27 protein-coding genes are annotated in these 26,971 nt (G+C 75.9%); 3 read left to right on the forward strand and 24 right to left on the reverse strand.

The annotated features are described in order from the left end of the window. Nucleotides 1-5: 5 nt before the first annotated feature. Genes CHC04_RS15430 through pyrR form a run of 8 tightly spaced genes read right to left on the reverse strand, consistent with a single transcriptional unit; the run spans nt 6 to nt 9,730 of the window. Nucleotides 6-311 (reverse strand): hypothetical protein, encoded by a 306-nt coding sequence (locus CHC04_RS15430; RefSeq protein WP_089404842.1) that lies wholly within the window; start codon nt 309-311, stop codon nt 6-8. Further along, nucleotides 308-1,186, reverse strand: coding sequence for an orotidine-5'-phosphate decarboxylase (pyrF, locus tag CHC04_RS15435; RefSeq protein ID WP_089404843.1), 879 nt, complete (start codon nt 1,184-1,186; stop codon nt 308-310). Before pyrF ends, CHC04_RS15430 begins: the two co-directional genes overlap by 4 nt. Further along, a complete protein-coding gene (locus CHC04_RS15440; protein ID WP_245817285.1) occupies nt 1,183-2,505 on the reverse strand; it encodes a beta/alpha barrel domain-containing protein in 1,323 nt (440 codons plus the stop codon). The genes pyrF and CHC04_RS15440 overlap by 4 nt, the downstream gene beginning before the upstream one ends. 35 nt (nt 2,506-2,540) lie before the next feature. After that, entirely contained in the window at nt 2,541-5,834 is a 3,294-nt protein-coding gene (gene carB, locus CHC04_RS15445) for a carbamoyl-phosphate synthase large subunit (protein ID WP_089404844.1), read from the reverse strand. Further along, nucleotides 5,834-6,940 carry a glutamine-hydrolyzing carbamoyl-phosphate synthase small subunit gene (gene carA / locus CHC04_RS15450; RefSeq protein WP_089404845.1) on the reverse strand — a complete coding sequence of 369 codons (1,107 nt, stop codon included), beginning with the start codon at nt 6,938-6,940 and terminating at the stop codon, nt 5,834-5,836. Before carA ends, carB begins: the two co-directional genes overlap by 1 nt. Further along, on the reverse strand, nt 6,937-8,238 hold the full coding sequence (locus CHC04_RS15455) for a dihydroorotase (RefSeq protein ID WP_089404846.1): 1,302 nt from the start codon (nt 8,236-8,238) through the stop codon (nt 6,937-6,939). The genes carA and CHC04_RS15455 overlap by 4 nt, the downstream gene beginning before the upstream one ends. Continuing rightward, nucleotides 8,235-9,152 carry an aspartate carbamoyltransferase catalytic subunit gene (locus CHC04_RS15460; protein ID WP_089404847.1) on the reverse strand — a complete coding sequence of 306 codons (918 nt, stop codon included), beginning with the start codon at nt 9,150-9,152 and terminating at the stop codon, nt 8,235-8,237. Before CHC04_RS15460 ends, CHC04_RS15455 begins: the two co-directional genes overlap by 4 nt. Further along, nucleotides 9,149-9,730, reverse strand: coding sequence for a bifunctional pyr operon transcriptional regulator/uracil phosphoribosyltransferase PyrR (gene pyrR / locus CHC04_RS15465; protein ID WP_089404848.1), 582 nt, complete (start codon nt 9,728-9,730; stop codon nt 9,149-9,151). Before pyrR ends, CHC04_RS15460 begins: the two co-directional genes overlap by 4 nt. A 231-nt stretch (nt 9,731-9,961) precedes the next feature. Here pyrR and bldD point away from each other — a divergent pair, with 231 nt between their 5' ends. Together bldD and CHC04_RS24255 are read left to right on the forward strand one after the other, a co-directional pair. Beyond that, on the forward strand, nt 9,962-10,504 hold the full coding sequence (gene bldD, locus CHC04_RS15470; protein WP_089404849.1) for a transcriptional regulator BldD: 543 nt from the start codon (nt 9,962-9,964) through the stop codon (nt 10,502-10,504). A gap of 275 nt (nt 10,505-10,779) precedes the next feature. Then, nucleotides 10,780-10,929: a hypothetical protein gene (locus CHC04_RS24255; protein WP_176450032.1), complete on the forward strand. Its 150-nt coding sequence runs from the start codon at nt 10,780-10,782 to the stop codon at nt 10,927-10,929. A gap of 44 nt (nt 10,930-10,973) precedes the next feature. On the opposite strand, the gene nusB is transcribed toward CHC04_RS24255, so the two are convergent. The 15 genes from nusB to CHC04_RS15545 all read right to left on the reverse strand — a co-directional run bounded on the left by nusB (nt 10,974) and on the right by CHC04_RS15545 (nt 25,121). After that, nucleotides 10,974-11,387 carry a transcription antitermination factor NusB gene (gene nusB / locus CHC04_RS15475; protein WP_089404850.1) on the reverse strand — a complete coding sequence of 138 codons (414 nt, stop codon included), beginning with the start codon at nt 11,385-11,387 and terminating at the stop codon, nt 10,974-10,976. A gap of 35 nt (nt 11,388-11,422) precedes the next feature. Beyond that, a complete protein-coding gene (gene efp / locus CHC04_RS15480; RefSeq protein ID WP_089404851.1) occupies nt 11,423-11,983 on the reverse strand; it encodes an elongation factor P in 561 nt (186 codons plus the stop codon). After that, the gene (locus CHC04_RS15485; RefSeq protein WP_089404852.1) at nt 11,984-13,090 is read right to left on the reverse strand and encodes a M24 family metallopeptidase; all 1,107 of its coding nucleotides are present in this window, start codon (nt 13,088-13,090) and stop codon (nt 11,984-11,986) included. It lies immediately after the preceding gene. Continuing rightward, a complete protein-coding gene (gene aroQ / locus CHC04_RS15490; protein WP_089404853.1) occupies nt 13,087-13,521 on the reverse strand; it encodes a type II 3-dehydroquinate dehydratase in 435 nt (144 codons plus the stop codon). Before aroQ ends, CHC04_RS15485 begins: the two co-directional genes overlap by 4 nt. 31 nt (nt 13,522-13,552) lie before the next feature. Next, nucleotides 13,553-14,593, reverse strand: coding sequence for a 3-dehydroquinate synthase (gene aroB / locus CHC04_RS15495; protein WP_245817287.1), 1,041 nt, complete (start codon nt 14,591-14,593; stop codon nt 13,553-13,555). 5 nt (nt 14,594-14,598) lie between these two features. Further along, nucleotides 14,599-15,132, reverse strand: a complete 534-nt coding sequence (locus CHC04_RS15500) for a shikimate kinase (RefSeq protein WP_089404855.1) — start codon at nt 15,130-15,132, stop codon at nt 14,599-14,601. Further along, the gene (gene aroC / locus CHC04_RS15505; RefSeq protein WP_089404856.1) at nt 15,129-16,307 is read right to left on the reverse strand and encodes a chorismate synthase; all 1,179 of its coding nucleotides are present in this window, start codon (nt 16,305-16,307) and stop codon (nt 15,129-15,131) included. The genes CHC04_RS15500 and aroC overlap by 4 nt, the downstream gene beginning before the upstream one ends. A 104-nt stretch (nt 16,308-16,411) precedes the next feature. Continuing rightward, nucleotides 16,412-17,068 carry a prepilin peptidase gene (locus CHC04_RS15510; RefSeq protein ID WP_245817289.1) on the reverse strand — a complete coding sequence of 219 codons (657 nt, stop codon included), beginning with the start codon at nt 17,066-17,068 and terminating at the stop codon, nt 16,412-16,414. Nucleotides 17,069-17,082: 14 nt separating this feature from the next. Beyond that, nucleotides 17,083-17,910: a shikimate dehydrogenase gene (locus tag CHC04_RS15515; protein WP_089404857.1), complete on the reverse strand. Its 828-nt coding sequence runs from the start codon at nt 17,908-17,910 to the stop codon at nt 17,083-17,085. After that, nucleotides 17,903-19,573, reverse strand: a complete 1,671-nt coding sequence (gene mltG, locus CHC04_RS15520) for an endolytic transglycosylase MltG (protein WP_089404858.1) — start codon at nt 19,571-19,573, stop codon at nt 17,903-17,905. Before mltG ends, CHC04_RS15515 begins: the two co-directional genes overlap by 8 nt. After that, nucleotides 19,570-20,229 (reverse strand): Holliday junction resolvase RuvX, encoded by a 660-nt coding sequence (gene ruvX, locus CHC04_RS15525; RefSeq protein WP_217897392.1) that lies wholly within the window; start codon nt 20,227-20,229, stop codon nt 19,570-19,572. Before ruvX ends, mltG begins: the two co-directional genes overlap by 4 nt. A gap of 5 nt (nt 20,230-20,234) precedes the next feature. After that, a complete protein-coding gene (alaS, locus tag CHC04_RS15530; protein WP_089404859.1) occupies nt 20,235-22,922 on the reverse strand; it encodes an alanine--tRNA ligase in 2,688 nt (895 codons plus the stop codon). A gap of 50 nt (nt 22,923-22,972) precedes the next feature. Next, nucleotides 22,973-23,284 (reverse strand): hypothetical protein, encoded by a 312-nt coding sequence (locus tag CHC04_RS15535; RefSeq protein WP_089404860.1) that lies wholly within the window; start codon nt 23,282-23,284, stop codon nt 22,973-22,975. Next, nucleotides 23,284-23,709: a DUF948 domain-containing protein gene (locus CHC04_RS15540; RefSeq protein ID WP_089404861.1), complete on the reverse strand. Its 426-nt coding sequence runs from the start codon at nt 23,707-23,709 to the stop codon at nt 23,284-23,286. The genes CHC04_RS15535 and CHC04_RS15540 overlap by 1 nt, the downstream gene beginning before the upstream one ends. A gap of 80 nt (nt 23,710-23,789) precedes the next feature. Further along, nucleotides 23,790-25,121: a replication-associated recombination protein A gene (locus CHC04_RS15545; protein WP_089404862.1), complete on the reverse strand. Its 1,332-nt coding sequence runs from the start codon at nt 25,119-25,121 to the stop codon at nt 23,790-23,792. 35 nt (nt 25,122-25,156) lie between these two features. Here CHC04_RS15545 and CHC04_RS15550 point away from each other — a divergent pair, with 35 nt between their 5' ends. Next, the gene (locus CHC04_RS15550) at nt 25,157-26,014 is read left to right on the forward strand and encodes an aldo/keto reductase (RefSeq protein ID WP_089404863.1); all 858 of its coding nucleotides are present in this window, start codon (nt 25,157-25,159) and stop codon (nt 26,012-26,014) included. A gap of 81 nt (nt 26,015-26,095) precedes the next feature. Here CHC04_RS15550 and CHC04_RS15555 read toward each other — a convergent pair whose 3' ends face one another. Then, on the reverse strand, nt 26,096-26,971 hold the full coding sequence (locus CHC04_RS15555) for an endonuclease domain-containing protein (RefSeq protein ID WP_089404864.1): 876 nt from the start codon (nt 26,969-26,971) through the stop codon (nt 26,096-26,098).

The following is a 26,971-nucleotide window of genomic DNA, read 5'->3' on the forward strand; positions in this document are numbered from 1 at the left end:
GAGGATCAGCTCCGCGGACGGCGGGCGGAGCGGCGGCCCAGCGCCCACCCGCCGACCCCCGTGAGCACGAGCGCACCCGCCACGAGCAGGCCCGCACCCACCAGGTGGCCACGGTCCCAGAGCACTGCCCACCCGCTGTCGACCGTGGGGGTCAGCGTGCTGTCGTGGGCGTCCACGGGCTCCAGCGGCGCGGAGCCGCGGGGGATCCCCGCTGCCGCCGGGTGGGTGTTCGTCCACCAGAACACGACCACCCCCGCGACGGTGAGGGCCGCGCCCAGCAGCCCGGTCCCCCACGGCAGGGCCCGTCTCACGCCGCGAGCTCCCCCGCCCAGCGCGCCGCCGCCGCGCGCAGGGCGGCCGGGTCGGGACCGGCGGTGAGCACGTCGCGGGAGACGGTCGGGACGACGGCGCGACCGGCGCCGAAGAGCCGGCGCAGGTCCGCCGGCGTCCCGCCCTGGGCGCCCAGCCCGGGCGCGAGCACCGGGCCGCCGAGCCCGTCGAGGTCGACGTCGAGGTCGCGCAGCGTCGCCCCGACCACGACCCCGAAGGACCCGGTGGCCGCCCCCCAGCGGCTGCCGAGGTCCTGCACCGCGCCGAGGTCGGGCAGCGGGTCGCCGACCACCCAGCCGGGGGTGTTCCAGCCGCGCACGGTGTCGACCACGACCTGCGCCACCGACCGCGCCCCCACCGCCGCGGACTGCAGCGCGCCGGCGTCGGGGTTGGAGGTGCGGGCCAGCACGAACAGGCCGCCGCCGGTGAGCCGCGCGGTGTCCACGGCCGGCTGCAGCGCGCCGGGGCCGAGGTAGGGGCTGACGGTCAGCGCGTCGACGGCGCACGGGTGCTCCGGGCGCAGCACGTCGGCGTAGGCGTCCATCGTGGAGCCGATGTCGCCGCGCTTGGCGTCGAGCAGCACCAGCGCGCCGGCGGCGCGGGCCCGGGCGACGCCGTCCTCGAGCACCGCCACGCCGCGCGAGCCGTGCCGCTCGTAGAACGCCGACTGCGGCTTGAGGACGGCGACCTCCCCGGCCAGCGCGCCGACGACGGCGTCGGTGAACCGGGCCAGGCCGTCCGGGGAGTCGGGCAGGCCCCAGCGCTCCAGCAGCCCGGCGTGCGGGTCCAGGCCCACGCACAGCGGGCCGCGGGCGGCGACGGCGTCGGCCAGCCGCTGCCCGAACGGCGCGCTCACCGCGGCACCGCCCGCGGCAGGGTGTCGCCGTGCGCGGCGATGCAGTCGCGGGCCAGGAAGGGGTCGGCGAACGCGCCGGAGGCCGACTGCACGGCGTCGGCGCCGGCGTCGTACAGCGCCCGGAACGAGGCCGGGTCGGTCACCCCGCCCGTCGCCAGCACGTCGAAGCGGTGCCCGCCGGCCTCGCGCAACCCGACCAGCCGGCGGGTGAACTCCAGGGCCTGCCCGCGGACGGCGGCCCCGGACAGCCCGGCCACCGCGCGGCCGGGGAAGGTCGGCTCGCCGTCGCTGCGCACCACCCGGCGGGCGAGCGTGTTGATGCCGGCCACGCCGTCGACCAGCGGCGCCAGCCGGGGCACCAGCGCGGCGAGGCGCTGCTCGTCGAGCCAGGACAGCTTGGCGACCAGGCCGGTGCGGTCGTCGAGGTCGCGGCGCACCGTCTCGACCACCGCGACGGTGGCGTCGGCGTCCAGGCACAGCGGCGGCTTCACGCCGTCGGGGGACGCGGTGAGCGTGTTCGGGCAGGAGAGGTTCAGCTCGACCACCGTCGCGCCGGCCTCCTGCGCCAGCCGCGCCGTCGCGGCGAAGTCCCCGGCCAGGGCCGGGCCGTCGCCGGACCCCATCACGCTGACCAGCAGCAGCTGGTCGTCGTCGACCGCGGCCAGCGACCGCTCGAGGTCGGGCATCCACTCCTCCGGCGCCGGCGAGGGCACCCCGAAGGAGTTCACCGTGCTCACCCCGGGGTTCCCGGGCTCCACCCAGTCCCACGGGTCGGAGACGACGACGTCGCCGTCCGCGGGCCGCGGCGCGAAGGTCCAGTTGGGCCGGGCGTTGGGCTCGTGGGCGCGGCTGCGCACCGTCTTGTAGGTGAGCACGCTGAACCCGTTGCGGGCGTGGAAGCGGACCCACTCCTCACCGCCGCCCAGCACGCACGCGGGCACGCCGAGCGGGAAGCCGACGTCGCGGCCGAGCACCCGCCACCGGCGGTCCCCCGCCCGCGGGCGCTCCGGCAGCCGCGGGCCGACCGGCGTCGCCAGGTTCTCCCGGTAGGAGCGCTGCAGGTCGTAGGACGGCGTCCGGACGCCGTGCGCGGCGAGCACCCCGCCGTGCCCGGCGACGAACAGCACCCGGGTGAGCAGCGGCAGGTCGCTCGTCCCCGCCTCCCCCGCGGCGAGCCGGCCGGCCAGCGCGGCCGCGGGGGCGGTCAGGGCGCCGAGGTCGGGCGGCGTCGCGAAGCGGGTGAGTCCGGCGGTGTAGGCGTCGACGAGCCCGTGGAGGAGCCCGCGGGCGACGAGGTCCTCGCGCACCCGCCCGACCACCCCGTGAGGGGTGCCATTGTCGCGATAATGGCCGCTCACGACGGCGTGGACAGCGCCGCGTGGACCTCCTGCAGGCTGCGCACGCCCAGGCCCCCGCGGCGCAGCGCCTCGATCCCCTGCACCGCCGCGGCCATGCCCTGCACCGTGGTGATGCACGGGATGTCCGCGGCGACGGCGGCGGTGCGGATCTCGTAGCCGTCCAGCCGCGGCCCGCTGTTGCCCGGCGACCCGAACGGCGTGTTGACGACGATGTCGACGTCGCCGGCGAGGATCCGCTCCACGCAGTTGCCCGGGCCCTCGCTGTACTTGCCCACCACCTCGCACTCGACGCCGTTGCGGCGCAGCACCTGCGCGGTGCCGGCGGTGGCGAGCACGCGGAAGCCGAGGTCGGCCAGCCGCTTGACCGGGAAGACGGCGGCCCGCTTGTCCCGGTTGGCCAGCGAGACGAACACCGTGCCGGTCGTGGGCAGCGGGCCGTAGGAGGCCACCTGCGACTTGGCGAACGCGGTGCCGAAGCCGTCGTCGAGGCCCATGACCTCCCCGGTGGACTTCATCTCCGGGCCGAGCACGGTGTCGACGCCGTGGCCGTCGACGGTGCGGAAGCGGTGGAAGGGCAGCACGGCCTCCTTGACCGCGATCGGTGCCCGCTCGGCCAGGTCCGCGCCGTCACCGGTGGCCGGCAGCACGCCCGCGGCCCGCAGCTGGGCGACCGTCTCCCCCACCGCGATGCGGGCCGCGGCCTTGGCCAGCGGCACGGCGGTGGCCTTGGAGACGAACGGCACCGTCCGCGACGCCCGCGGGTTGGCCTCCAGCACGTACAGGACGTCGTCCTTGAGCGCGTACTGCACGTTGAGCAGCCCGCGCACCCCGATCCGGGCGGCCAGCGCCTCGGTGGCGGTGCGGATCCGCGCCAGGTCGGCCGAGACGAGCGTGATCGGCGGCAGCGCGCACGCGGAGTCGCCGGAGTGGATGCCGGCCTCCTCGATGTGCTCCATGACCCCGCCGAGGTAGAGCTCGGTGCCGTCGTAGAGCGCGTCGACGTCGATCTCGACGGCGTCCTCGAGGAACCGGTCGACCAGCACCGGGTGGGCGGGGCTGACGTCGGTGGCCTTGGCGATGTATGCCTCGAGCGTGGCGTCGTCGTAGACGATCTCCATGCCGCGGCCGCCGAGCACGTAGGAGGGGCGCACCAGCACCGGGTAGCCGATGCCGGCGGCGATCTGCCGGGCCTCGGCGAAGGCGGTCGCGGTGCCGTGCTCCGGGGCGCGCAGGCCGGTGTCGGCCAGCACGCGGGAGAACGCCCCGCGGTCCTCGGCGGCGTCGATGGACTCCGGCGAGGTCCCCAGCACCGGCACCCCGGCGTCCTTGAGCCGCTGCGCCAGGCCCAGCGGCGTCTGCCCGCCGAGGGTGCAGACCACCCCGGCGACCGGGCCGGCCGCCCGCTCGGCCTCGACCACCTCGAGGACGTCCTCGAAGGTCAGCGGCTCGAAGTACAGCCGGTCGGCGGTGTCGTAGTCGGTGGAGACGGTCTCGGGGTTGCAGTTGACCATCACGGCCTCGTAGCCGGCGTCCTGCAGCGCCATGACCGCGTGCACGCACGAGTAGTCGAACTCGATGCCCTGGCCGATCCGGTTGGGCCCCGAGCCGAGGATGAGCACCGCCGGCTTCTCGCGCGGCTCGACCTCGGTCTCCTCGTCGTAGGACGAGTAGTGGTAGGGCGTGCGGGCGGCGAACTCCGCGGCGCAGGTGTCGACGGTCTTGAACACCGGCCGGATGCCGAGGCGCCGGCGCAGCACCCGCACGCCGTCCTCGCCGGCGAGCTCGGGCCGCAGCGCGGCGACCTGGCGGTCGGAGAGCCCGTGCCGCTTGGCCCGCCGCAGCAGCTCCGGCGTCAGCGACGGCGCGTCGCGCACCTGCTCGCCGACCTCCTGCACCAGGGCGACCTGGTCGACGAACCACGGATCGAAGCCGCTCGCCTCGGCCACCTGCTCCACCGTCGCGCCCGCGGCCAGCGCCCGCTCGGCCAGGTACAGCCGGCCGTCGACGGGCGTGCGCAGTGCCTCGAGCAGCTCGGCGGCCGAGCGGTGCTCCGGCGGCCCGGTCCAGAAGCCGGCGGCCTTGGTCTCGGTGGACCGCATCGCCTTGCCCAGCGCCTCGGGGAAGTTGCGGCCCAGCGCCATGACCTCGCCGACGCTCTTCATCGTCGTGGTCAGCCGCGGGTCGGCGCCGGGGAACTTCTCGAAGGCGAACCGCGGGATCTTCACCACCACGTAGTCCAGCGCCGGCTCGAAGCTGGCCGGGGTGACGCCGGTGATGTCGTTGGTGATCTCGTCGAGGGTGTAGCCAATCGCGAGCTTGGCGGCGATCTTGGCGATCGGGAAGCCGGTGGCCTTGGACGCCAGCGCCGAGGACCGCGACACCCGCGGGTTCATCTCGATGACGACCAGCCGCCCGTCGGCCGGGTCGACGGCGAACTGGATGTTGCAGCCGCCGGTGTCGACGCCGACCTCGCGCAGCACCGCGATGCCGACGTCGCGCATCCGCTGGTACTCGACGTCGGTGAGCGTCATGGCCGGCGCGACGGTGACCGAGTCGCCGGTGTGCACGCCCATCGCGTCGACGTTCTCGATGGAGCAGACGACGACCACGTTGTCGCTGCGGTCGCGCATGAGCTCGAGCTCGTACTCCTTCCAGCCGAGCACCGACTCCTCGACGAGCACGGTGTGCACCGGGGAGTCGGTCAGGCCGTGCGTGGCCATCCGGCGCAGCATCGCCTCGTCGGTGGCGAAGCCCGACCCGAGCCCGCCCATCGTGAACGACGGCCGGACGACGACGGGGTAGCCGACCTCGGCCGCGGTGGCCAGGGCCTCCTCGACGGTCGAGCAGACCCGCGAGCGCGGGGTGTCGGCGCCGACCGCGCGGACGATGTCCTTGAACAGCTGCCGGTCCTCGCCGCGGTTGATCGCGTCGACGTCGGCGCCGATGAGCCGCACGCCGTACCGCTCCAGCGTGCCGTTCTGGAACAGGCCGATCGCGATGTTGAGCGCCGTCTGCCCGCCGAGGGTGGCCAGCAGCGCGTCGGGGCGCTCCCGGGCGATGACCCGCTCGACGAACTCCGGCGTCAGCGGCTCGACGTAGGTGGCGTCGGCGACCTCGGGGTCGGTCATGATCGTCGCCGGGTTGCTGTTGACCAGGCTGACCCGCAGCCCCTCCGCGCGCAGCACGCGGCAGGCCTGGGTGCCGGAGTAGTCGAACTCCGCGGCCTGCCCGATGAGGATCGGCCCGGAGCCGATGACCAGGACGTGCGAGATGTCGGTGCGCCGGGGCATCAGCGGGCCTCCCCCATCAGGTCGGTGAACCGCTCGAACAGCGGCGCGGCGTCGTGCGGGCCGGCGGCGGACTCGGGGTGGAACTGCACGCTGAACGCCGGGGCGTCGAGGCAGCGCAGCCCCTCGACGACGTCGTCGTTGAGGCCGACGTGGCTGACCTCGACCCGCCCGTAGGCGGTGTCGGTGGGGCGGTCCAGCGGCGCGTCGACGGCGAACCCGTGGTTGTGGCTGGTCACCCGCACGGTGCCGCTGACCCGGTCGAGCACCGGCTGGTTGAGCCCGCGGTGGCCGAAGCGCAGCTTGTAGGTGCCCAGGCCGAGCGCGCGGCCGAGCACCTGGTTGCCGAAGCAGATGCCGAACAGCGGCCGGCCGGCGTCGAGCACGCCCCGCACGGCGGCCACCGCGTAGTCGGCCGCGGCGGGGTCGCCGGGCCCGTTGGAGAGGAAGACGCCGTCGGTGCCGTGCCGCAGCAGGTCCCCGGCGGTCGCCGTCGCGGGCAGCACGTGCGTCTCGACGCCGAGGGCGGCCAGGTGCCGCGGGGTGGCGCTCTTGATGCCCAGGTCGAGCGCGGCGACGGTGAACCGCCGCTCCCCCACCGCCGGCACGACGTAGGGCTCGCGGGTGCTCACCTGCGGCGCGAGGTCGGCGCCGACCATGCTCCCGGCGGCACGCACCCGGGTGAGCAGCGCGTCGGCGTCGAGGGTCTCGCTGCTGATGCCCGCCCGCATGGCGCCGCGCTCGCGCAGGTGCCGGGTCAGGGCGCGGGTGTCGACGCCGCTGATCCCGACGACGCCCTGCGCGGCGAGCTCGTCGTCGAGGCTGCCGGTGGCCCGCCAGTTCGCCGGGCGGCGGGCGGGGTCGCGGACGACGAACCCGGCCACCCACATGCGGCGGCTCTCGTCGTCCTCGCCGTTGACGCCGGTGTTGCCCACGTGCGGCGCGGTCATCGTGACGATCTGGCCGGCGTAGCTGGGGTCGGTCAGCGTCTCCTGGTAGCCGGTCATCCCGGTGGCGAACACCGCCTCGCCCACCGTGGTGCCCACCGCCCCGTAGGCCTCGCCGCGGAACGTCCGCCCGTCCTCCAGGACGAGCACGGCCTCTGTCAACGCACAGCCTCTCCGTCGAGCACCGTCGCCTCGCCGCGCAGGAACGTCGCGACGACGCGGCCGGGCAGCTCCCGCCCGGCGTAGGGGGTGTTGCGGCTGCGGCTGGCCAGCGCGGCCGGGTCGACGGGAACCCGGGCGGCGGGGTCGACCAGCAGCAGGGTGGCCGGCTCGCCGGGCGCCAGCGGGCGGCCGTGCGCCCGGTCCCCGGCCCCGTCGAGGCGGCCGATGGCCGCCGGGCGGACCGACATGCGGTCGGCGACGCCGGCCCAGTCGAGCAGGCCGGGCTCCACCAGCGTCTCGACGACGACCGACAGCGCCTGCTCCAGCCCGAGCATGCCGGGCCGGGCCTGCGCCCACTCGCTCTCCTTGTCCTCCACCGCGTGCGGGGCGTGGTCGGTGGCGACGGCGTCGATCGTGCCGTCGGCCAGCCCGGCCCGCAGCGCCCGGACGTCCTCCTCGGTGCGCAGCGGCGGGTTGACCTTGAACACCGGGTCGTAGGACTCGGCGCAGGCCTCGGTGAGCAGCAGGTGGTGCGGGGTGACCTCGGCGGTCACCTGCACGCCGCGGGACTTCGCCCACCGCAGCAGCTCCACCGACCCGGCGGTGGACACGTGGCAGACGTGCAGCCGGGCGCCGACGTGCTGGGCCAGCAGCACGTCGCGGGCGATCACCGCCTCCTCGGCGGCGGCCGGCCAGCCGGTGAGCCCGAGCCGCGCCGAGCGGTCGCCCTCGTTCATCTGCGCGCCGGCGGTCAGCCGCGGCTCCTCGGCGTGCTGGGCGACGACGCCGTCGAAGGCCTTCACGTACTCCAGCGCCCGCCGCATGAGCGCGGGGTCGGAGACGCAGTGCCCGTCGTCGGAGAACACCCGCACCCGGGCGGCGGAGTCGGCCATCGCGCCGAGCTCGGCCAGCCGCTCGCCGCGCAGCCCGACGGTCACCGCCCCGACCGGGACGACGTCGACCAGCCCGGCCTGCCGGCCCAGCCGCCACACCTGCTCGACGACGCCGGCGGTGTCGGCGACGGGGTCGGTGTTGGCCATGGCGTGCACCGCGGTGAACCCGCCCAGCGCCGCGGCGCGGCTGCCGGTCTCGACGGTCTCGGCGTCCTCGCGGCCGGGCTCGCGCAGGTGGGTGTGCAGGTCGACCAGGCCGGGCAGGGCGACCAGCCCGTCGGCGTCGACGACGGTGGCGCCGGTCGCCGAGAGCCGCTCGCCGACCGCGGCGATCCGGCCGTCCTTGAGCAGCAGGTCGGCGGGGTCGCCGCCGAGGACCCGCGCCCCCTTGACGAGGACGGTCACGCGTTGCCTCCCAGGAGCAGGTAGAGCACGGCCATCCGCACGCTGACGCCGTTGCCGACCTGCTCGACGATCGTCGAGCGGACCGAGTCGGCGACGTCGGCGGCGATCTCCATGCCGCGGTTCATCGGGCCGGGGTGCATGACGATCGCGTCGTCGGACAGCGCGGCCATGCGCACGGCGTCGAGGCCGTAGCGGCGGCTGTACTCCCGGGCGCTGGGGAAGAACGAGGCGTTCATCCGCTCGGCCTGGACCCGCAGCATCATCACCGCGTCGGCCTTGGGCAGCACGGCGTCGAGGTCGTAGGAGACCGCCACCGGCCAGGAGTCCACGCCCACCGGCAGCAGCGTGGGCGGGGCGACGAGGGTGACCTCGGCGCCCAGCGTCGTCAGCAGCCACACGTTGGAGCGGGCCACCCGGCTGTGCAGGACGTCGCCGACGATCGTCACCCGGACGCCGTCGAGGCGGCCCAGCCGGCGGCGGATCGTGTAGGCGTCCAGCAGCGCCTGGGTGGGGTGCTCGTGGGTGCCGTCGCCGGCGTTGACCACGCTGCCCCGCACCCAGCCGGCCAGCCGGTGCGGCGCTCCCGAGGCGCCGTGGCGGACGACGATCGCGTCGCTGCCCATCGCCTCGAGCGTGAGCGCGGTGTCCTTGAGGCTCTCGCCCTTGGAGACGCTGCTGCCCTTGGCGGAGAAGTTGATGACGTCGGCGGAGAGCCGCTTGGCCGCCAGCTCGAAGGAGATGCGGGTGCGGGTGGAGTCCTCGTAGAAGAGGTTGACCACCGTGCGCCCGCGCAGCGTGGGCAGCTTCTTGACCTCGCGGCCGGCCAGCGCCTGGTCGATCTGCGCGGCGGTGTCGAGCACGAGCGTGGCGTCGTCGCGGTCGAGGTCGGCGCTCTCTAGCAGGTGCCGCTTCACCGGCCCTCCCCCTCCGTCACCAGCACCTCGTCGGTGCCGTCGGTCTCGGCCAGGTGGACGCGCACCGTCTGCGCGCGCGAGGTGGGCACGTTCTTGCCCACGTAGTCGGCGCGGATCGGCAGCTCCCGGTGGCCGCGGTCGACCAGGACCGCGAGCTGGACCGCCCGCGGGCGGCCGAGGTCGCGCAGCGCGTCGAGCGCGGCGCGCACCGAGCGCCCGGAGAACAGGACGTCGTCGACGAGGACGACCAGCCGGCCGTCGATCCCCTGCGCCGGCAGGAGGGTGTCCTCCAGCGCCCGGACGCCGCGCAGCCGCAGGTCGTCGCGGTAGAGGGTGATGTCGACGGTGCCGACGTCGACCGCGGTGCCGCTGAACGCGGCGACGCGGGCGGCGAGGCGGCGGGCCAGCGGGGCGCCGCGGGTGGGGATGCCGATCAGCACGAGGTCGGCGAGGGCGTCGCCGGCCTTCTCGATCAGCTGGTGCGCCATGCGGTCGACCACTCGGGCGACGTCGGCGGGGGCGAGCAGGACGCCGGCAGTGGACGTGCGGCTCGCAGCAGGCTCGCGAGAGCCGGCCATCAGGCCTCCTTCCCCGCCTCACGGGACGGGTCGTTAAAGGAGCGGATCGGACCGGTGCCGACCGTACTGCACGCGGTCGGGTGAACGCGTCGCGCCCCGGGGTCCCGCAGGTGGCCCTGCGTGGACGAGGATGCGCACGGACGAGGGATGTGCTGTCGTGACTCCCGCGTTACCAGTACGCTGCGTGACGACCGAGCCCTCCACACGACGACGGACAGTGAGCAGACACGGATGAGCACGGACTACTCGCGGGCCCTCGGTGCCCGGCTGCGGGCGATCCGCAACCAGCAGGGCCTCTCCCTGCAGGGCGTGGAGGACAAGTCGCACGGCCGCTGGAAGGCCGTCGTCGTCGGGTCCTACGAGCGCGGCGACCGGGCGGTCACCGTGCAGCGCCTCTCGGAGCTGGCGGTCTTCTACGGCGTGCCGGTCTCCGAGCTGCTGCCCGACCCGCGCCCCTCGTCGGCCGTCACGTCCACCACCAAGATCGTGCTGAACCTCGAGTCGCTGGGCTCGCTGCCCGCCGACGAGGCCGGCCCGCTGGCCCGCTACGCCTCGACCATCCAGGCGCAGCGGCACGACTACAACGGCAAGGTCCTCTCCATCCGCGCCGAGGACCTCAAGTCGCTGGCGATCATCTACGACATGAGCCCCGACGAGCTGACCACCCGGCTCATCGAGTGGGGCGTGCTCAACCCCGGCGGCATGGACGGCCTCGGCGCCGCCGGTGCCGACGACGAGGACGACGCCTGGGACCGCCGGCGCGCCCCCCGCTGAGGGAGGACCCTCTCGCCCCCACCGCTCGCGAGCTCGCGTCGGACCCTGCGAGAGGGCCGTTCCAGCACGTCACCAGGCCCGTCCCGGCTGCTGCCGGGGCGGGCCTCGTCGCGTCCGGGGTCCGGGCCGGGTCCGCGGTTCGTGCACGCAGCGCGGTCCGCGCGCCGGCCGGCAGCGCTGGGTGCACACAGGGCGGGCGCAGGCCGGTCCCCGGGAACTGTCAGAGGGCGCACCTAGCGTCGGCGACGCCGAGCACGCGCACCCGAGGAGTCCCCGTGAGCACCGCCCCGCCCGTCCCGATGCCCGACCCCGAGGTGCTGCTCGCGGCCGACCTGCGGGCCGCGCTGCGCCGGGCGCGGCGGCTGAACGCCGGGGTCCGGGCGGCGGCGATGCTGGCCGCCGCCGGGGCCGGCGTGCGCGGCTGAGCCGGCGGCCTCAGGACGAGCCGGACCTCAGGACGAGCCGGACCTCAGGACGAGGAGGTGGGCACCTCGGCGTCGAGGATGGCGCCGAGGACGCCGTTGACGTAGGCCGGCGAGTCGTCGGTGGACAGCGCCCGCGCGAGCTCCACGGCCTCGTCGATGACCACGGCGTCGGGGACGTCGTTGACCCACAGCAGCTCGAAGACCGCCATCCGCAGGATCGCCCGGTCGACGTCGGGCAGCCGCTCCAGCGACCAGCCGCGGGCGTGCTGCCCGATCAGCTCGTCGATGCGCCCGGAGTGCGCCGCGACGCCCTCCACCAGCCGGACCGCGTGGTCGGGCACCGGCGGGTCGGCGAGCGCCACGCGCTCGCGCAGCAGCTCCAGCGCGTCGGCGCCCCGCAGGTCGGCTGCGTAGAGGACGTCGACGGCGCGCTTGCGTGCCTTGGTGCGGGCGGCCACGGGACGGGTCCGGGGTGCGGTGCCGGGAGGCGGAGTCAGTTGGCGCGGCCGAGGTACCGGCCGTCGCGGGTGTCCACCTTGAGCTTGTCGCCGGTGTTGACGAACAGCGGCACCTGGATCTGCGCGCCGGTCTCCAGGGTGGCCGGCTTCGTCCCGCCGGTGGAGCGGTCACCCTGCAGGCCCGGGTCGGTGTGCTCGACGACGAGCTCGAGGGTCACCGGGAGCTCCACGTACAGCGGCGTGCCCTCGTGGACGGCGACGACGGCCTCCGTGTTCTCCAGCAGGTAGTCCGCGCCGCTGCCGACGGTCTCGGCCGGCACGTGGATCTGGTCGAACGTCTCGCCGTCCATGAAGACGAAGTCGGCGCCGTCCTTGTACAGGTAGGTCATGTTCCGCTTGTCGACGGTGGCCGTGTCGACCTTGGTGCCGGCGTTGAACGTGCGGTCGACGACCTTGCCCGAGAGCACGTTCTTCAGCGTGGTGCGCACGAACGCACCGCCCTTGCCGGGCTTGACGTGCTGGAACTCGGTGACGGACCACAGCTGGCCGTCGAGGTTGAGGACCATGCCGTTCTTGAGGTCGTTGGTGGTAGCCATCTAGAGGACCAGCAGTTCCTTGCTCGTGAGGGTCAACAGTTCGGGCGCGTCAGCGGTGACGACGAGGGTGTCCTCGATCCGGACACCGCCGTGGCCGGGGAGGTAGACCCCCGGCTCCACGGTGACGGCCATGCCGGCGGCCAGCCTACCCGCGCCCAGCGGGCCGATGCCCGGTGCCTCGTGGATCTCCAGGCCCACGCCGTGGCCGAGGCCGTGGGAGAAGTGCTCGGCGTGCCCGGCGGCGGCGATCACGTCGCGGGCGGCGGCGTCGACGGCGACGACGTCGGCGCCGACGGCCAGCGCCGCCCGCCCGGCCGCCTGCGCCTCGGCGACCAGCGCGTAGACCTCCCGCTGCCAGTCGGCGGCGTGCCCGAGCACCAGCGTGCGGGTCATGTCGGAGTGGTAGCCGTCGACGGTCGCGCCGAAGTCGAGCTTGAGGAGGTCGCCGCCGGCCAGCACCGTGCGGTCGGGGCGGTGGTGCGGGATCGCGGAGTTGGCGCCGGTGGCCACGATCGTCTCGAACGACGGCGCCTCGGCCCCCAGGGTCAGCATCCGGGCGTCGAGCTCCCGGCCGACCTCGAGCTCGGTGCGCCCCGGCCGCAGCGCCCCTTCGGCGGCGAGCTCGGCCAGCGCATGGTCGGCGACCGCGCAGGCCCGCCGCAGGGCGTCGACCTCGTCGTCGTCCTTGACCGCGCGCAGCGCCTCCACCGCCCGCTGCACCGACACCAGCTCGGGCACCGTGCCGCCGTCGGCGGCGTCGGTGAGCACCCGCTGCAGCTGGGCGTGGCCGTCGACGGTGACCTCGTGGCTCTCGTAGCCGATCCGCCCGGCGCCCCGCCGCACCGCCTCGGAGGCCAGCGCCGGCACGGTGGCGCGGTCGACGAGCAGCTCGACGTCGGGCACCTGGGTGCCGGCCTGGGTGGTGTAGCGGCCGTCGGTGCCGAGGACGTCGGCCCCGTCGGTGCGCAGCAGCAGGGCGCCGTTGGAGCCGGTGAACCCGGTCAGGTAGCGCACGTTGAGCAGGTTGGTGACCAGGACGGCGTCCAGGCCGCGCTCGGCGGCCGTCGCCCGCAGCCGCTCGCGCCGCTGCGCCTCCCGCCCGCTCACCGCGCGCCCCGCAGGGACAGCCACTGCAGGGCCAGCACGTAGCCCTCGATGCCGAGACCGGCGATGACGCCGTCGGCCACCGCCGACACGTAGGAGTGGTGCCGGAACGGCTCGCGCTTGTGGATGTTGCTGATGTGCACCTCCACCAACGGCGCGCCGAGCGCGGCGAGCGCGTCGTGCAGCGCGACCGAGGTGTGCGACCAGGCCGCGGGGTTGAGCACCACGGGGTCCCCGGCGTCGGTGGCCTCGTGGATCCAGCGGAGCATCTCCGCCTCGTCGTCGGTCTGCCGGACGCGGACCTCCATCGCCAGCTCGCGTCCGGCGTCCTCGAGCAGCTCGACGAGCTGGGCGTGGGTGGTCGTGCCGTACACCTCCGGCTCGCGGGTGCCGAGCCGGCCGAGGTTGGGGCCGTTGAGGACCTGGACGGTCACGCTTCCTCCGTCGGGGTGGTGGGGCGGGTGGTCACGCGGCGACCGTGGCCCACGCCGCGTCGAGCCATGCCGGATCGGGGTCGGTGAGGATCCCCGGGGTGCCCAGGCCGTCGAGGACGACGAAGCGCAGCGTGGCGCCGCGGGCCTTCTTGTCCACCCGCATCACCGCCTGCAGCGCCGTCCAGTCCCCGGCGTAGCGGGTGGGCAGCCCCATGGCGGTGAGCAGGTCGCGGTGCCGGTCGGCGTCGGCGCGCGAGAGCCGCCCGGCCTGCACGCCGAGCTCGGCGGCGAACACGAGCCCGACGGCGACCGCCTCGCCGTGCCGCCAGCGGAAGTCCTCGACCCGCTCGATGGCGTGGCCGAGGGTGTGGCCGTAGTTGAGGAACTCGCGGACGCCGGTGTCGAAGAGGTCCTGCCCCACCGCGTCGGCCTTGACCCGGACGGCGCGCTCGACGAGCTCCTCGGTGTCGCGGCGGCCGGTGGGGTCGGCCTCGAGCAGGTCGAGGATCGTGCCGTCGGCGATGAGGCCGCACTTGACCACCTCGGCCATGCCGGCGCGGAACTCCGCCTCGGGCAGCCCGGCGAGGACGTCGGTGTCGGCGAGCACGCCGGCCGGCGGGTGGAACGCGCCGACGAGGTTCTTGCCCGCGCCGGTGTTGATGCCGGTCTTGCCGCCCACCGCGGCGTCGACCATGCCGAGCACGCTGGTGGGCAGGTGCACGACGCGCACGCCGCGCACCCAGGTGGCGGCGAGGAACCCGGCGAGGTCGGTGACCGCTCCCCCGCCGACGCCGACGACGGCGTCGGAGCGGGTCAGCCCGAGCCGGCCGAACTCCTCCCAGGCGGCCGCGGCGACCCCGGCGGTCTTGGCCGCCTCCCCGTCGGGGACGACGACGGCCTCGGCGGCCACCCCGGCGGTCTGCAGCGTCTCGACGGCGGCACCGGCGAGGGCGGCCAGCGGCGGGGCGTGCACGACGGCGGCCTTCGGCGTACCGGCCAGCACCAGGCCGAGCTCGGCCTGCGCGCCGGGGCCGATGACGACATCGTAGGGCCGCTCCCCCGCGACGGTCACCCGCCTCACCGGGCGGTCCCGGCGGGCAGCGCGGACAGCACCTCGGCGACGACGTCGTCGGGGGTGCGCCCGCCGGTGGCGACGACCGCGGTGGCCACCTCCGCGTAGAGCGGGGCGCGCTGCTCGAGCAGGGTGCGCAGCATCGCGCGGGGGTTGACCGCCAGCAGCGGGCGGTCGCGGGAGAGCCCGGCGCGCTTGGCGGCCGAGGGCAGGTCGACGTCGAGGTGGACGACGGTGCCGCCGGCCCGCCCGTAGGCCACGAGCAGCTCGCGGCTGGCCGCGCTGAGCACCGCGCCGCCGCCGAGGGCCAGGACGCCGTCGTGCCCGGCCAGCGCCCGCGCCACGGCGGCCTCCTCCAGCGCGCGGAAGTGCGGCTCGCCGTGCGTGACGAACAGGTCGGCGACGGTGGTGCCGGTCTGCGCCTCGACGTCGGCGTCGGTGTCGCGGAAGGGGACGCCGAGGGCGGCGGCGACCGCCGTCCCGACGGTGGTCTTGCCCGACGCCGGCGGGCCCACGAGCACGAGGAGGGGCCGGCTCACCGGAACGGGAGGGCGTCGAGGTAGGCGCGGGCGTTGCGGGCGGTCTCGGCGACCGAGTCGCCGCCGAACTTCTCCAGCGCGGCGTCGGCGCACACGAGGGCGACCATCGCCTCCATCACCACCGACCCGCGCGGCACGGCGCAGGCGTCGCTGCGCTGGTTGATCGCGACCGCGGCGTCGCCGGTGGCGACGTCGACGGTGGCCAGCGCCCGCGGCACGGTGGAGATCGGCTTCATCGCCGCGCGGACCCGCAGCACCTCGCCGTTGGTCATGCCGCCCTCGATGCCGCCGGCGCGGTCGGTGACCCGCCGCAGCCGGCCGTCCTCGCTGACGATCTCGTCGTGGGCGACCGAGCCGCGGCGGCGGGCGGTCTCCAGCCCGTCGCCGACCTCGACGGCCTTGACCGACTGCACGCCCATGAGCGCGGCGGCCAGCCGGGAGTCCAGGCGGCGGTCCCAGTGCACGTGGCTGCCCAGGCCCGGCGGCAGCCCGTGGACGACGACCTCGACGACGCCGCCGAGGGTGTCGCCGTTCTTCCGGGCGTCGTCGACCTCGGCGACCATGACCGCGCTGGTGGCCGGGTCGGCGCAGCGCACCGGGTCCTCGTCGATGCGCGGGTTGTCCTGCGGGCCGGGGACGACGCCGTCGGGGACGGTGACCGGGCCGATCGCGACGACGTGGCTGACCACCTCGACGCCGAGCGCCTGGCGGAGGAACGCCCGCGCGATGGTGCCGAGGGCGACGCGGGCGGCGGTCTCGCGGGCGCTGGCGCGCTCGAGCACCGGGCGGGCGTCGTCGAAGCCGTACTTCTGCATGCCGGCGAGGTCGGCGTGGCCGGGCCGCGGGCGGGTCAGCGGGGCGTTGCGCGCCTGCCCGGCCAGCACCTCGGGGTCGACCGGGTCCGGCGACATGACCGTCTGCCACCTGGGCCACTCGGTGTTGCCCACCTGGACCGCGATCGGCCCGCCCTGGGTGACCCCGTGCCGGACGCCGCCGGTGAGGGTGACCTCGTCCTGCTCGAAGGACATCCGCGCGCCGCGGCCGTGGCCCAGGCGGCGGCGGGCGAGGTCGACGTCGAGGTCGGCGGTCCGGACCCGCACGCCGGCGGGCAGTCCCTCGAGGACGGCGGTGAGCTGCTGGCCGTGCGACTCACCGGCGGTCAGCCAGCGCAACATGCCCCGGATTGTGCCAGCCGGGCGCGCAACCCCCGCCCGCGGCGCCCGGGTGACGGTCCCGGGTGGTGATCCGGTGACCCGATCGTGGCGCACGTGAGTCCCGCTCAGCCGACCGGGCCCTCCAGCAGCAGGGCGAGGACCGCGCCGAGCAGCAGTGGCGGGCCGAACGGCAGCGCGGTGCGCCAGCCCGCGCGCCCGGTGGCGACCAGCAGCAGCGAGACCGCGGCGCCGGCGAGCAGGCCGAGGAACACCCCCGCCAGCAGCACGCCCCACCCGGCCCAGCCGAGCAGCAGGCCGAGCAGCGCGAGCAGCTTGACGTCACCGAGCCCGAGGCCCGCCGGCCCGGCCAGCGCGGCGAGCAGCGCGATGCCCCCGGCGGCGGCCGCGGCGAGCAGCGCCCGCAGCAGCGCCGGCCACGTGCCCAGCAGCGCGGCGTCGGCGAGCAGGGCCGCGACGGCGACCCCGGCGGCCGGGTAGGTGACCCGGTCGGGCAGCCGGTGCACGGCGAGGTCGACCTGCGCGAGGACGACGGCGGCGCCGGCGGCCCAGGCGAGCGCGACCGTGGCCGGCCGGGCGCCGGTGAGCAGCACCGCGCCGCAGAGCAGGACGGCGAGGACGGCGGCCGAGGCGAGCGCGCGGGCCGGGCCGGTGCGGGCGGCGGGGTCGCGGGCGGCCAGCCGGACGGCGGTGCGGGCCAGCAGCGGGCCGGCGACGGCGGCGGTCAGCAGCGCGAGCGCGAGCAGCGGCCCGCGCGGGAGCACGTCGGCCAGTCCGGTCAGCGGGCGTCCAGGGCGGCGCGCATGGCGCCCAGCGGCGCGGGCTGCCCGGTCATCAGCTCGACCTGGACGGTGGCCTGCCAGAACAGCACCTCCAGGCCGCCGAGCACGGTGGCGCCCGCCGCGGCGGCCCGCTCGGCCAGCGGGGTGGGCCAGGGCGCGTAGAGGACGTCGAGCAGGGTCTGCCCGCCGCGCCACTGCAGGCCGGCGAGGTCGGGGTGCGCACCGACCGGGACGGTGCTGACGACGACGGGCGCCTCGACCGGGCCGGGCGCGATCCGCCGGACGTCGGTCTCCACGCCGAGCGCGCCGAGCACGCGGACGACGTCGGCGGCCCGGTCGGGGGTGCGGACGAGGACGTCGACGGACTCCGCGCCGAGCTCGGCGAGCGCCACGGCCGCGGCGGCCGCCGTCCCCCCGGCCCCGACGATCGCCGCGTGCGCGACCCGCTCCACGCCGCCGACCTGCAGCGCCATGCCGACGCCGTGGACGTCGGTGTTCTCCGCCCGCCAGCCGGTGTCGGTGTGCACCAGGGTGTTGGCCGCCCCGAGCAGGCGCGGCAGCGGCTCGACCTCGTCGGCGACCGCGACGGCGGCCTGCTTGCACGGCATGGTCACCGAGAAGCCGCGCCACTCCGGTCCGAGCCCGGCCAGCAGGACCGGCAGGTCCTCGGGGCCGAGGTCGAGCGCGTCGTAGGTCCAGCCGGTCAGCCCGAGCGCGGCGTAGGCCGCGCGGTGCAGCAACGGCGAGAGGGAGTGCCCGACCGGGCGGCCGAGGACGGCCGCCCGGCCGGCGGGACCCGCTCCGGGCACCGGCGCGTCAGCCACCGCACCCGAGGCCGGCGTCGGCGCAGCGCTGCCGGGCGGCCACGAACTCGTCGTAGCTGGCGGTGAAGAAGTGCCGGCCGTCCTGCGACTCGAGCACGTAGTACAGGAGGTCGCCGGTGCTGGGCGCGAGCGCCGCCTCCAGCGAGGCCTCGCCGGGCGCGCTGATCGGCGTCGGCGGCAGCCCGGCCCGGGTGCGGGTGTTGTACGGGCTGTCGGTCTGCAGGTCGGTGACGGTGAGCTCGTTGCCGTTCTTCTGCAGGCCGTAGGCGAGGGTCGCGTCGATGCCGAGCGGGATCCCCTGGGCCAGCCGGTTGTAGACCACCTGCGCGACGTTCGGGCGCTCCTCGTCGAGGAGGGTCTCCGACTGCACCATCGAGGCGACGACGACGACGTCGTACACCGAGCGGCCGGCGGCGGCGGCCCGCTGCTCGAGCTGCAGGTCCGCGGCCATCTCGGTGAACCGCGAGACCATCGACTCCAGCACGTCGGCGGCGGTGGCGTCGGGCTCGACGTCGTAGGTGGCCGGGAACAGGAAGCCCTCGAGCGAGCCGTTGGCGTAGGCCGGCAGGCCCAGCGCGGCGGGGTCGGCCGCGGCGGCGCGCAGGTCCTCGATCGGCAGGCCGGTGGTCTCGGCGATGCGCTGCAGGGTGGCCTCGACGGTGAAGCCCTCGGGCACGGTGACCCGCGAGACCTGGCGGGTGGCGGGGTCGAGCAGCAGGTCCAGGGCGGCCGCGCCGCTCATCTGCTCGCGCATGCTGTAGACGCCGGGCTGGATGCCGGTGGCCGCGGGCTGGCCCTCGGCGGCGTCGACGAACGGCTCGCCGGAGGCGATGACGCCGGCGTCGACGAGCGTGCGGGCGATGTCGCTGAGGGTGTCGCCCTCGCCGACGCGGACCTGCACGGTCCCGGTGCCGGCGCCGGTGTAGTCCTCGGCCTCGGGGTTGACCAGCCCGATGAGGGCGCGCCCGCCGAAGACGATGCCCGCCACGAGGCCGGCGAGGACCAGCAGCGCGAGCAGGTTGGCCAGCGGGCTGCGGCGGCGCCTGCCCGAGCCGGGCGCGCGGCCCGAGCCGAGGACGGGGTGCTCGTCGGTGTGGTCGTCGTCGTGGTGCAGGTCGTCGTCGTGGGGGACGGCGTGGTGGACGTCGTCGTGGTGCTCGGGCTCCGCGGCGGCGCGCCGGCCGCGGAGCCCCCGGCGACCGGGATCCCGGGCGCCGGCGCCCAGCACCTCCAGGCCGCCGGTGGCCTCGTCGTCCTCGTGGGGGTCGGGGTGCGCGAGCTCGTCGGTGTGGTACGCGGCCACGGTGGCGTCGGGGTCGGCACCGCCCCGGTCAGCAGCGCTCCGGTCGGCCATCCGCGACCAGGCGCTCTTCGGGCGCGGCGGCAGGCCGGTCGCGGGCGGCTCGGGCTGCCCGCCGGGCAGCGGTCCGGTGCGGTCGTCGTCCCCCGGGTCGGCGTGCCGGCCGCTGAGCACCGGCCCGGCCCACCGGGAGTCGGCGCGGCCGGGCCCGGTCGGGACCGGGCCCACCGGCAGCTGCGTCGTCGGGGGCACGTCGAACGGCCGGTCGCCCTGCCAGGTGCCCGCGGGGCGCCCGGCGGCGGGGAGGACGTCGGGTCCCGCGTGCCGGCCCCGCCCCCCGTACGGCGGGACCGGACCGCTCACGGGCGCTCCCGCTGGGAGTCGAGATAGGCCTGGAGGATGACCACGGCGGCGGCCTGGTCGATCACGGGGCGCTGGGCGCGGCTGTCGAGCCCGTTCGCCCGCAGGGAACTGGCTGCGGTCACGGTGGAGAGCCTCTCGTCGACGAGGTGCACGGGCACGCTGCCGATGCGCCCGGCGAGTGACCGAGAGTAGGCACGCGCTTCCCGGGCGGAGGCGCCCGACGCACCCGACAGGTGCCTCGGCTCCCCCACGATCACCTCTGTCACCTCGTGTTCGGTGACCAGCGCGGCGATCCGGTCCAGGTCGGACCCGTCCCGCCGGCGCTCGACGGTCTCCAGCGGGCTGGCGAGCGTGCCGGTGGGGTCCGACAGCGCGACGCCGACGCGCACCGTGCCGACGTCGAGACCGAGCCGGCGGCCCTGCCGGGGACGGCGCGGGGGCAGCGGCAGTCCCTGCGACAGGTCGATCTCGGTGGTCTCGTTGCGCACCGGCGGGAACCCGGCGCGCAGGTCGATCTGCTCGGTGCGGTGGTGCACCGGCTGTGGCGGCTGCTGCCGGGGTGGCGCCTGCCGGGGACGCGACGGCGGCACCGCCGGGCGGCCCTGGACGCGCCGCTCCCCCACCTCGCCGGTCTCGTCGGGGCGCTGCTCGGGCACTCCGGTCACCTCCCTGCGGCGGTCTGGACCGCCTGTTCGCCGGCCTGGAGGGCGGCGGGGATGCCGCCCGGGTCCGTGCCGCCCCCCTGGGCGACGTCGGCCTTCCCGCCACCCCGGCCTCCGACCGGGGCCGCCGCGGCGCGCAGCACGTCGTTGGCCGACAGGCCGCGCTCCTGCGCGGCCGGGGTGAGCGCGGCGACGAGAGCCACCTTGCCCGCGGCCTCCGAGGCGAGCAAGACGACACCCGGGCGCTCCCCGAGGCGCGCGCGGACGTCGAGGGCCAGGGTGCGCAGGTCGCCGCCGGAGAGCCCGGCCGGCGCGGCGGTGACGACGGCGACCCCGCCGACGTCGCGCGCGTCGGCGGCCAGCTGCCCGGCCGCGGCCCGGTTCTGCTGGGCGCGCAGCTCGGCGATCTCCCGCTCGGCGTCGCGCAGCCGCGCCAGGATGCCGCCGACCCGGTCGGCCAGCCCGTCGGTGGGCGCCTTGAGCAGCTCGCCGAGCTGGCGGACGAGGTCGCGCTCGCGGGCGAGGTAGCGGAAGCCCTCGAGGCCGACGACGGCCTCGACGCGGCGCGCACCCGACCCGACCGAGGACTCGCCGGTCAGCGCCAGCGTGCCGATCTGCGCGCTGCCGGTGACGTGCGTGCCGCCGCAGAGCTCGCGCGACCAGGGGCCGCCGATCTCCACGACGCGCACCTGCTCGCCGTAGGTCTCGCCGAACAGCGCCAGCGCGCCGATGGCCTGGGCCTCGGGCAGCGTCATGTACTCGGCGCGCACCCGGTGGTCGGCGCGCACGGCGGCGTTGGCGACGTCCTCGATGTCGTGCCGCTGCTGCAGGGTCAGCGCCCCCTGCCAGGCGAAGTCCAGCCGCAGGTAACCGGGGCGGTTGTAGGAGCCCGACTGCAGCGCCTGCGGGCCGAGCACCTGGCGCAGCGCGGCGTGCACCACGTGCGTGCCCGAGTGCGCCTGGCAGGCCGACAGCCGCCACTCGCGGTCGACCTCGGCGGTGAGCTCGGCGCCCTCGGCGAGCTCACCCTCGAGCACCCGCACCTGGTGCACGACCAGGCCCTTGACCGGGCGCTGCACGTCGAGCACCTCGGCGCGGCCGCCGTCCCAGCTCAGCGTGCCGGCGTCGGCGACCTGACCGCCGGACTCGGCGTAGAAGGGCGTGCGGTCGAGGACGACGCGGGTGACCTCCCCCGGGCCGGCCGGGGCGGCCGGCGCGTCGTCCTCACCCAGGTCGCTGACCACGCCGAGTACGCGGGAGTCGGTGCGCAGGGTGTCGTAGGCCCGCCAGTCGGTGGGGCCGTGCTCGGCGAGCAGCCGGCGGTAGGCCAGGACGTCGACCGAGCCGGTGCGCTTGGCGCGGGCGTCGGCGCGGGCCCGGTCGCGCTGCTGCTGCATGAGCGCGCGGAAGCCGGCCTCGTCCACGGTCACGCCCTGCTCGGCGGCCATCTCGAGGGTCACGTCGATCGGGAAGCCGTAGGTGTCGTGCAGCGAGAACGCCTGCTCCCCCGACAGCGACGGCGTGCCGGCGGCCTTGGCCTGCGCCACGGCGGTGTCGAACAGCGCGGTGCCGGAGGTGAGGGTGCGCCGGAACGCCTCCTCCTCGGCGTAGGCGACGGCGCTGATCCGGTCGAAGTCGGCGACGACCTCCGGGTAGCTCGCGCCCATCGCGTCGCGGGAGACCGGCAGCAGCTCGGGCAGGGTGGCGGCGTCGACGCCGAGCAGCCGCATGGAGCGGACGGCGCGGCGCAGCAGCCGGCGCAGGATGTAGCCGCGGCCCTCGTTGCCCGGCGTGACCCCGTCGCCGATGAGCATCAGCCCGCTGCGGACGTGGTCGGCGACCACCCGCAGTCGCACGTCGGCGTCGTGGTCCTTGCCGTAGGTGACCCCGGCGAGGTCGGCGGCGCGGCGCAGCACCGGCGCGACCTCGTCGATCTCGTACATGTTGTCGACGCCCTGCAGCAGGTAGGCCACCCGCTCCAGGCCCATGCCGGTGTCGATGTTCTTCTTCGGCAGCTCGCCGAGGACCCGGAAGTCCTCCTTGCTCCGGACGTCGGTGAGCTCGTACTGCATGAAGACGAGGTTCCAGATCTCCAGGAACCGGTCGCCGGCGGTGTCGACCAGCGGGCCGCCGTCCGGGCCGAACTCCGGACCGCGGTCGTAGTAGATCTCCGAGCACGGGCCACCGGGGCCGTCGGCGCCGGTGTGCCAGTAGTTGTCCTTCTTGCCCAGCCGCTGGATGCGCTCGAGCGGCAGGCCGGCGATGCGGTGCCAGGCGTCGGCGGCCTCGTCGTCGTCGAGGTAGACGGTGACCCAGATGCGGTCGGGGTCGAAGCCGAGCCCGCCGTCCTCGACCCGCCCGGTGACCAGGTCCCAGGCGTGCTGGACGGCGCCCTCCTTGAAGTAGTCGCCGAAGGAGAAGTTGCCGTTCATCTGGAAGAACGTGCCGTGGCGGGTGGTCTTGCCCACCTCCTCGATGTCGAGGGTGCGCACGCACTTCTGCACGCTGGTGGCCCGCGGGAACGGCGCGGGCTCGCGGCCGGTCAGGTACGGGATGAACGGCACCATGCCGGCGACGGTGAACAGCAGCGAGGGGTCGGGGGACACCAGCGAGGCGCTGGGCACGACGGTGTGGCCGCGCTGCTCGAAGTGGTGCAGGAAGCGGCGGCGGATCTCGGCGGTCTGCATGGCCTACTCGGTCCTCAGGGCGGGGGCGTCCCCCGCGGGGTGGGGGCTGCTCAGCGGTCGGCGGCGTGCGCGCCGCCTCGTGCGGGGAGCTGCCGGCCGGGCAGCTCGGGCAGCCGGGCCTGGTCGCGGTCGGGCAGCGGCGCGTCGAGGCCGGTGCCGGCGCGCAGCTCCTCCTCGCGCGCGGCGGCCGCGGCGCGCACGTCGGCGCCGAAGTCGCCGATGGCCTCGGCGAGCTCGCGCAGGCTCTCGGCCAGGGCCCCGGCCACGCCCTGGGGGGTCAGCTTCTCGGCCGCGCGGGAGAGCTTGCGGACGACGAGGGCGCCGATCGTGACGCCCATCGCCAGCCAGAACAGCCGGCGCATCAGGCGGCCCGCCGGGCGGCACGCCGCGCGCGGCGGTCGGCCTTGTCGCGGGCGGCGGCCTCGGCGATCGCCTGGCCCTCCCGGCGCTTGCGGGTGGCGCTGCGCACGCCGTAGCTGAACGCGGCCACCTTGATCAGCGGGCTGCCCACGGTGGCGGCGACGACGCTGGTCAGCGCGGCGACGTTGCTCGACACGTTGGCCGCGTTGCCGGTGATGTCGTCGACCCGCTCGAGGTTGCTGTTGACCTGGGCGATGGTGGTCTGGGCCTGGCCGAGGATCGGCTGGCTCTGCTCACGCACCTGGCGGATGGTCAGCGTCGTCTCGTCCAGGGTGCGCCCGAGCTTCAGCAGCGGGACGGCGAGCAACGCCACCAGCAGCACCAGCGCCAGGGCGGCGATCAGTCCGGCCCACTCTCCTGCGGACACGCGGCGTCTCCTCTTCTGCGTCGGCGGCCGGCGTGGTCGGCAACGCCCGGCGTGGCCACAGTAGTCGCGGCCCTCCGCGGTCAGCGGGTGCGCCGGAGGATGGCCCGGAGCTTGGCCAGCCGCGCGCCGATGGCGCTCTCCGCGCCGCGGCTGGTGGGCCGGTAGTAGTCGCGCCCGACCAGCGCGTCGGGCGGGTACTGCTGCGGCACGATCCCCTCGGGCGCGTCGTGCGGGTAGACGTAGCTCGTGCCGTGCCCGAGCTTCTTCGCGCCGCCGTAGTGGGCGTCGCGCAGGCCGGGGGGCACCGGTCCGGCCAGCCCCGCCCGCACGTCGGCGACCGACTCGCCGATGGCCACGGTGACCGCGTTGGACTTCGGCGCGGTGGCCAGGTGGACGACGGCGTGCGCGAGCGGGAAGTGGCCCTCGGGCATGCCGATGAAGGCGACCGCCTCGGCCGCGGCGACCGCGGTCTGCAGCGCCGTCGGGTCGGCCATGCCGATGTCCTCGCTGGCTGCGATGACCAGGCGGCGGGCGATGAAGCGCGGGTCCTCCCCCGCCACGACCATGCGCGCCAGGTAGTGCAGCGCGGCGTCGACGTCGCTGCCGCGGATGGACTTGATCAGCGCGCTGGCGACGTCGTAGTGCGCGTCGCCCTGCCGGTCGTAGCGGACGGCGGCCTGCGCGACGGCGGTCTCCAGCGTGGCGAGGTCGATCTCGCCCGCGCCCGCCGACCGCGCGGCGCCGGCCCCGGACTCCAGCGCGGTGAGCGCCTTGCGCCCGTCGCCACCGGCGACGCGGACCAGGTGCTCCTCGGCCTCGGCGCTCAGCGTCACCGCCCCGCCCAGGCCGCGCTCGCTGGTGAGGGCGCGGTGCAGCAGCGCGCGGACGTCGTCGTCGGACAGCGGCTGCAGGGCGAGCACGAGGCTGCGCGAGAGCAGCGGGCTGACGACGGAGAAGAACGGGTTCTCCGTGGTGGCCGCGATCAGGCTGACGATGCGGTCCTCGACCGCCGACAGCAGGGAGTCCTGCTGGGTCTTGGAGAAGCGGTGCACCTCGTCGATGAACAGCACGGTGCGCCGGCCGGCGTAGGTGAGCTCGCGCTTGGCGCCCGAGATGACCGCGCGGACCTCCTTGACGCCGGCGTCGAGGGCCGACAGCTGCACGAACTGGCGCTTGGTGGCCAGGGAGATGACGTGCGCCAGCGTGGTCTTGCCGGTGCCCGGCGGGCCGTAGAGGACCAGCGACATGGGCTCGTCGGCCTCCACCAGCCGCCGCAGCGGCGCGCGCGGGCCGAGCAGGTGCGACTGGCCGACGACCTCGTCGAGCGAGCGCGGCCGCATGCGCACCGCCAGCGGCGCACCGGGGTCGACGGCGCCGCTCTCCTCCACCGGCTCGTCGAACAGCGACGTCACGGGTAGCGACGCTACCCGCGGGGCACGACAGCCCCGTGCAGCAGCGACACATCGGAGACCGCACCGTCAGCGCCGTCGGGCTCGGGGCGATGCCCCTGTCCACCCGGACCGACCGCCCCTCCCGCGAGGACGCCGTCGCCACCGTGCACGCCGCGCTCGACGCGGGCGTGACGCTGGTCGACACCGCCGACGCCTACGCCCTCGACGAGTCCGAGTTCGGGCACAACGAGTCCCTCGTGGCGGAGGCGCTGGCCGCCTACGGCCCCGGAGCCCGCGACGTGCTCGTGGCCACCAAGGGCGGGCACACCCGGCGCGGCACCGACTGGGAGCTCGACGGGTCGCCGGGCTACCTGCGGCGGGCGTGCGAGGCGTCGCTGCGGCGGCTCGGCGTCGACGCGATCGGGCTCTACCAGTTCCACCGGCCCGACCCGGCGACGCCGTGGGAGGAGTCGATGGGCGCGCTGCGGCAGCTCGCCGACGACGGCCTGGTGCAGATGGTGGGCGTCTCCAACGCCGACGTCGCGCAGATCGACGTCGCCCGCTCGATCGTGGGCCCGGCGCTGACGGCGGTGCAGAACCAGTTCTCGCCGGGGTGGCGGCACTCGGCCGGCGAGATCGCGCACTGCGCCGGGCACGGGCTGGCGTTCATCCCGTGGAGCCCGTTCGGCGGGGTGTCGTCGGCGGGGTCGCTGGGGTCGGCGGCGCCGGCGTTCGCCGAGGTCGCCGACGAGCTGGGTGTGTCGGTGTACCGGGTCACGCTGGCCTGGCACCTCGCGCAGGCCGACGTCGTCGTGCCCATCCCGGGGGCGTCGCGGGCGTCGTCGATCCGCGACTCCGCGGCCGCCGCCGACCTGCGGCTCACCCCCGAGCAGCTGGCCCGCCTGGACGGCTGAGGGGCCTGCCTCGCGTCGATCATCGGCTCGTTGCCGCCCGCACCGGCGTGTCCGCGCGTGTCGGCGGCAACCAGCCGATGATCAACTCCCCGGCCGCCACCCCCGGGTGAGCAGCGCCCGCCGCGTGCGCTCGACGACGACGGCTGGACCGGTCAGGTGCCGGCCCGCGAAGCGCAGCACCAGCCACCCGCCCGCCGCCATGAGCGAGTACCGGTCGACGTCGCGGCCGAACTGCGCCGCCTCGGCGTGCTGCCGGCCCTCGTACTCGATGGCCACCCGGTGTTCGGCGTAGCCCAGGTCGGCGTGCGCCACGACGCAGCCGCGGCGGTCCAGCACGGGCACCTGCACCTGCGGGTCGGGCAGGTCGCTGCTCACCAGCCAGTACCGCAGCAGGGACTCCGGCCGCGACATCGCGCCGGGTGACAGCAGCGCCGCGCACTCCCGCGCCCGCACCACGCCGCGCACCCGGCCGGCCCGCGCCAGCCGGCGCTCGAGAGCGGCGGCGTCCAGGTGACCGGACCGCAGGAGCGCATCGCCGACGGCGACCAGTTCCGCCGGCGGGAGGCGCTGCGCCAGGTCGAGGAAGGTCTGCGCGCCGGAGGAGACCCGCAGTCCCGCGACCTCGGTGACGTCCTCGGACCGGAGGTCCCGCGCGTGCACCGCCAGTCCCCGCCGCTGGGGCAGGACCGGACGCGGCCGCAGCACCACCTCGACCTCAGGTGGAGGGTCAGTCTGCGCGCCGAGCAGGACGGCGGCGGTGCCCACCCCGAACGCCGCATCGGGGGGCAGGAGGCGCGTCCAGGCGCGGCAGCGGGGAACGAGACCGTCCTCCGCCGCGGCCGACAGGTACAGGCCGCGGGTCAGCCGCCGCCCGTCCGCGGTCACCTGCCGCCGGCGTGCACCGGCGCTCCGGGCCTCGCTCCAGGTGTAGGTGAGCGGCAGCTCGACGTCGTCCAT

It is taken from the genome of Geodermatophilus saharensis (assembly GCF_900188205.1).
GTDB lineage: Bacteria > Actinomycetota > Actinomycetes > Mycobacteriales > Geodermatophilaceae > Geodermatophilus > Geodermatophilus saharensis.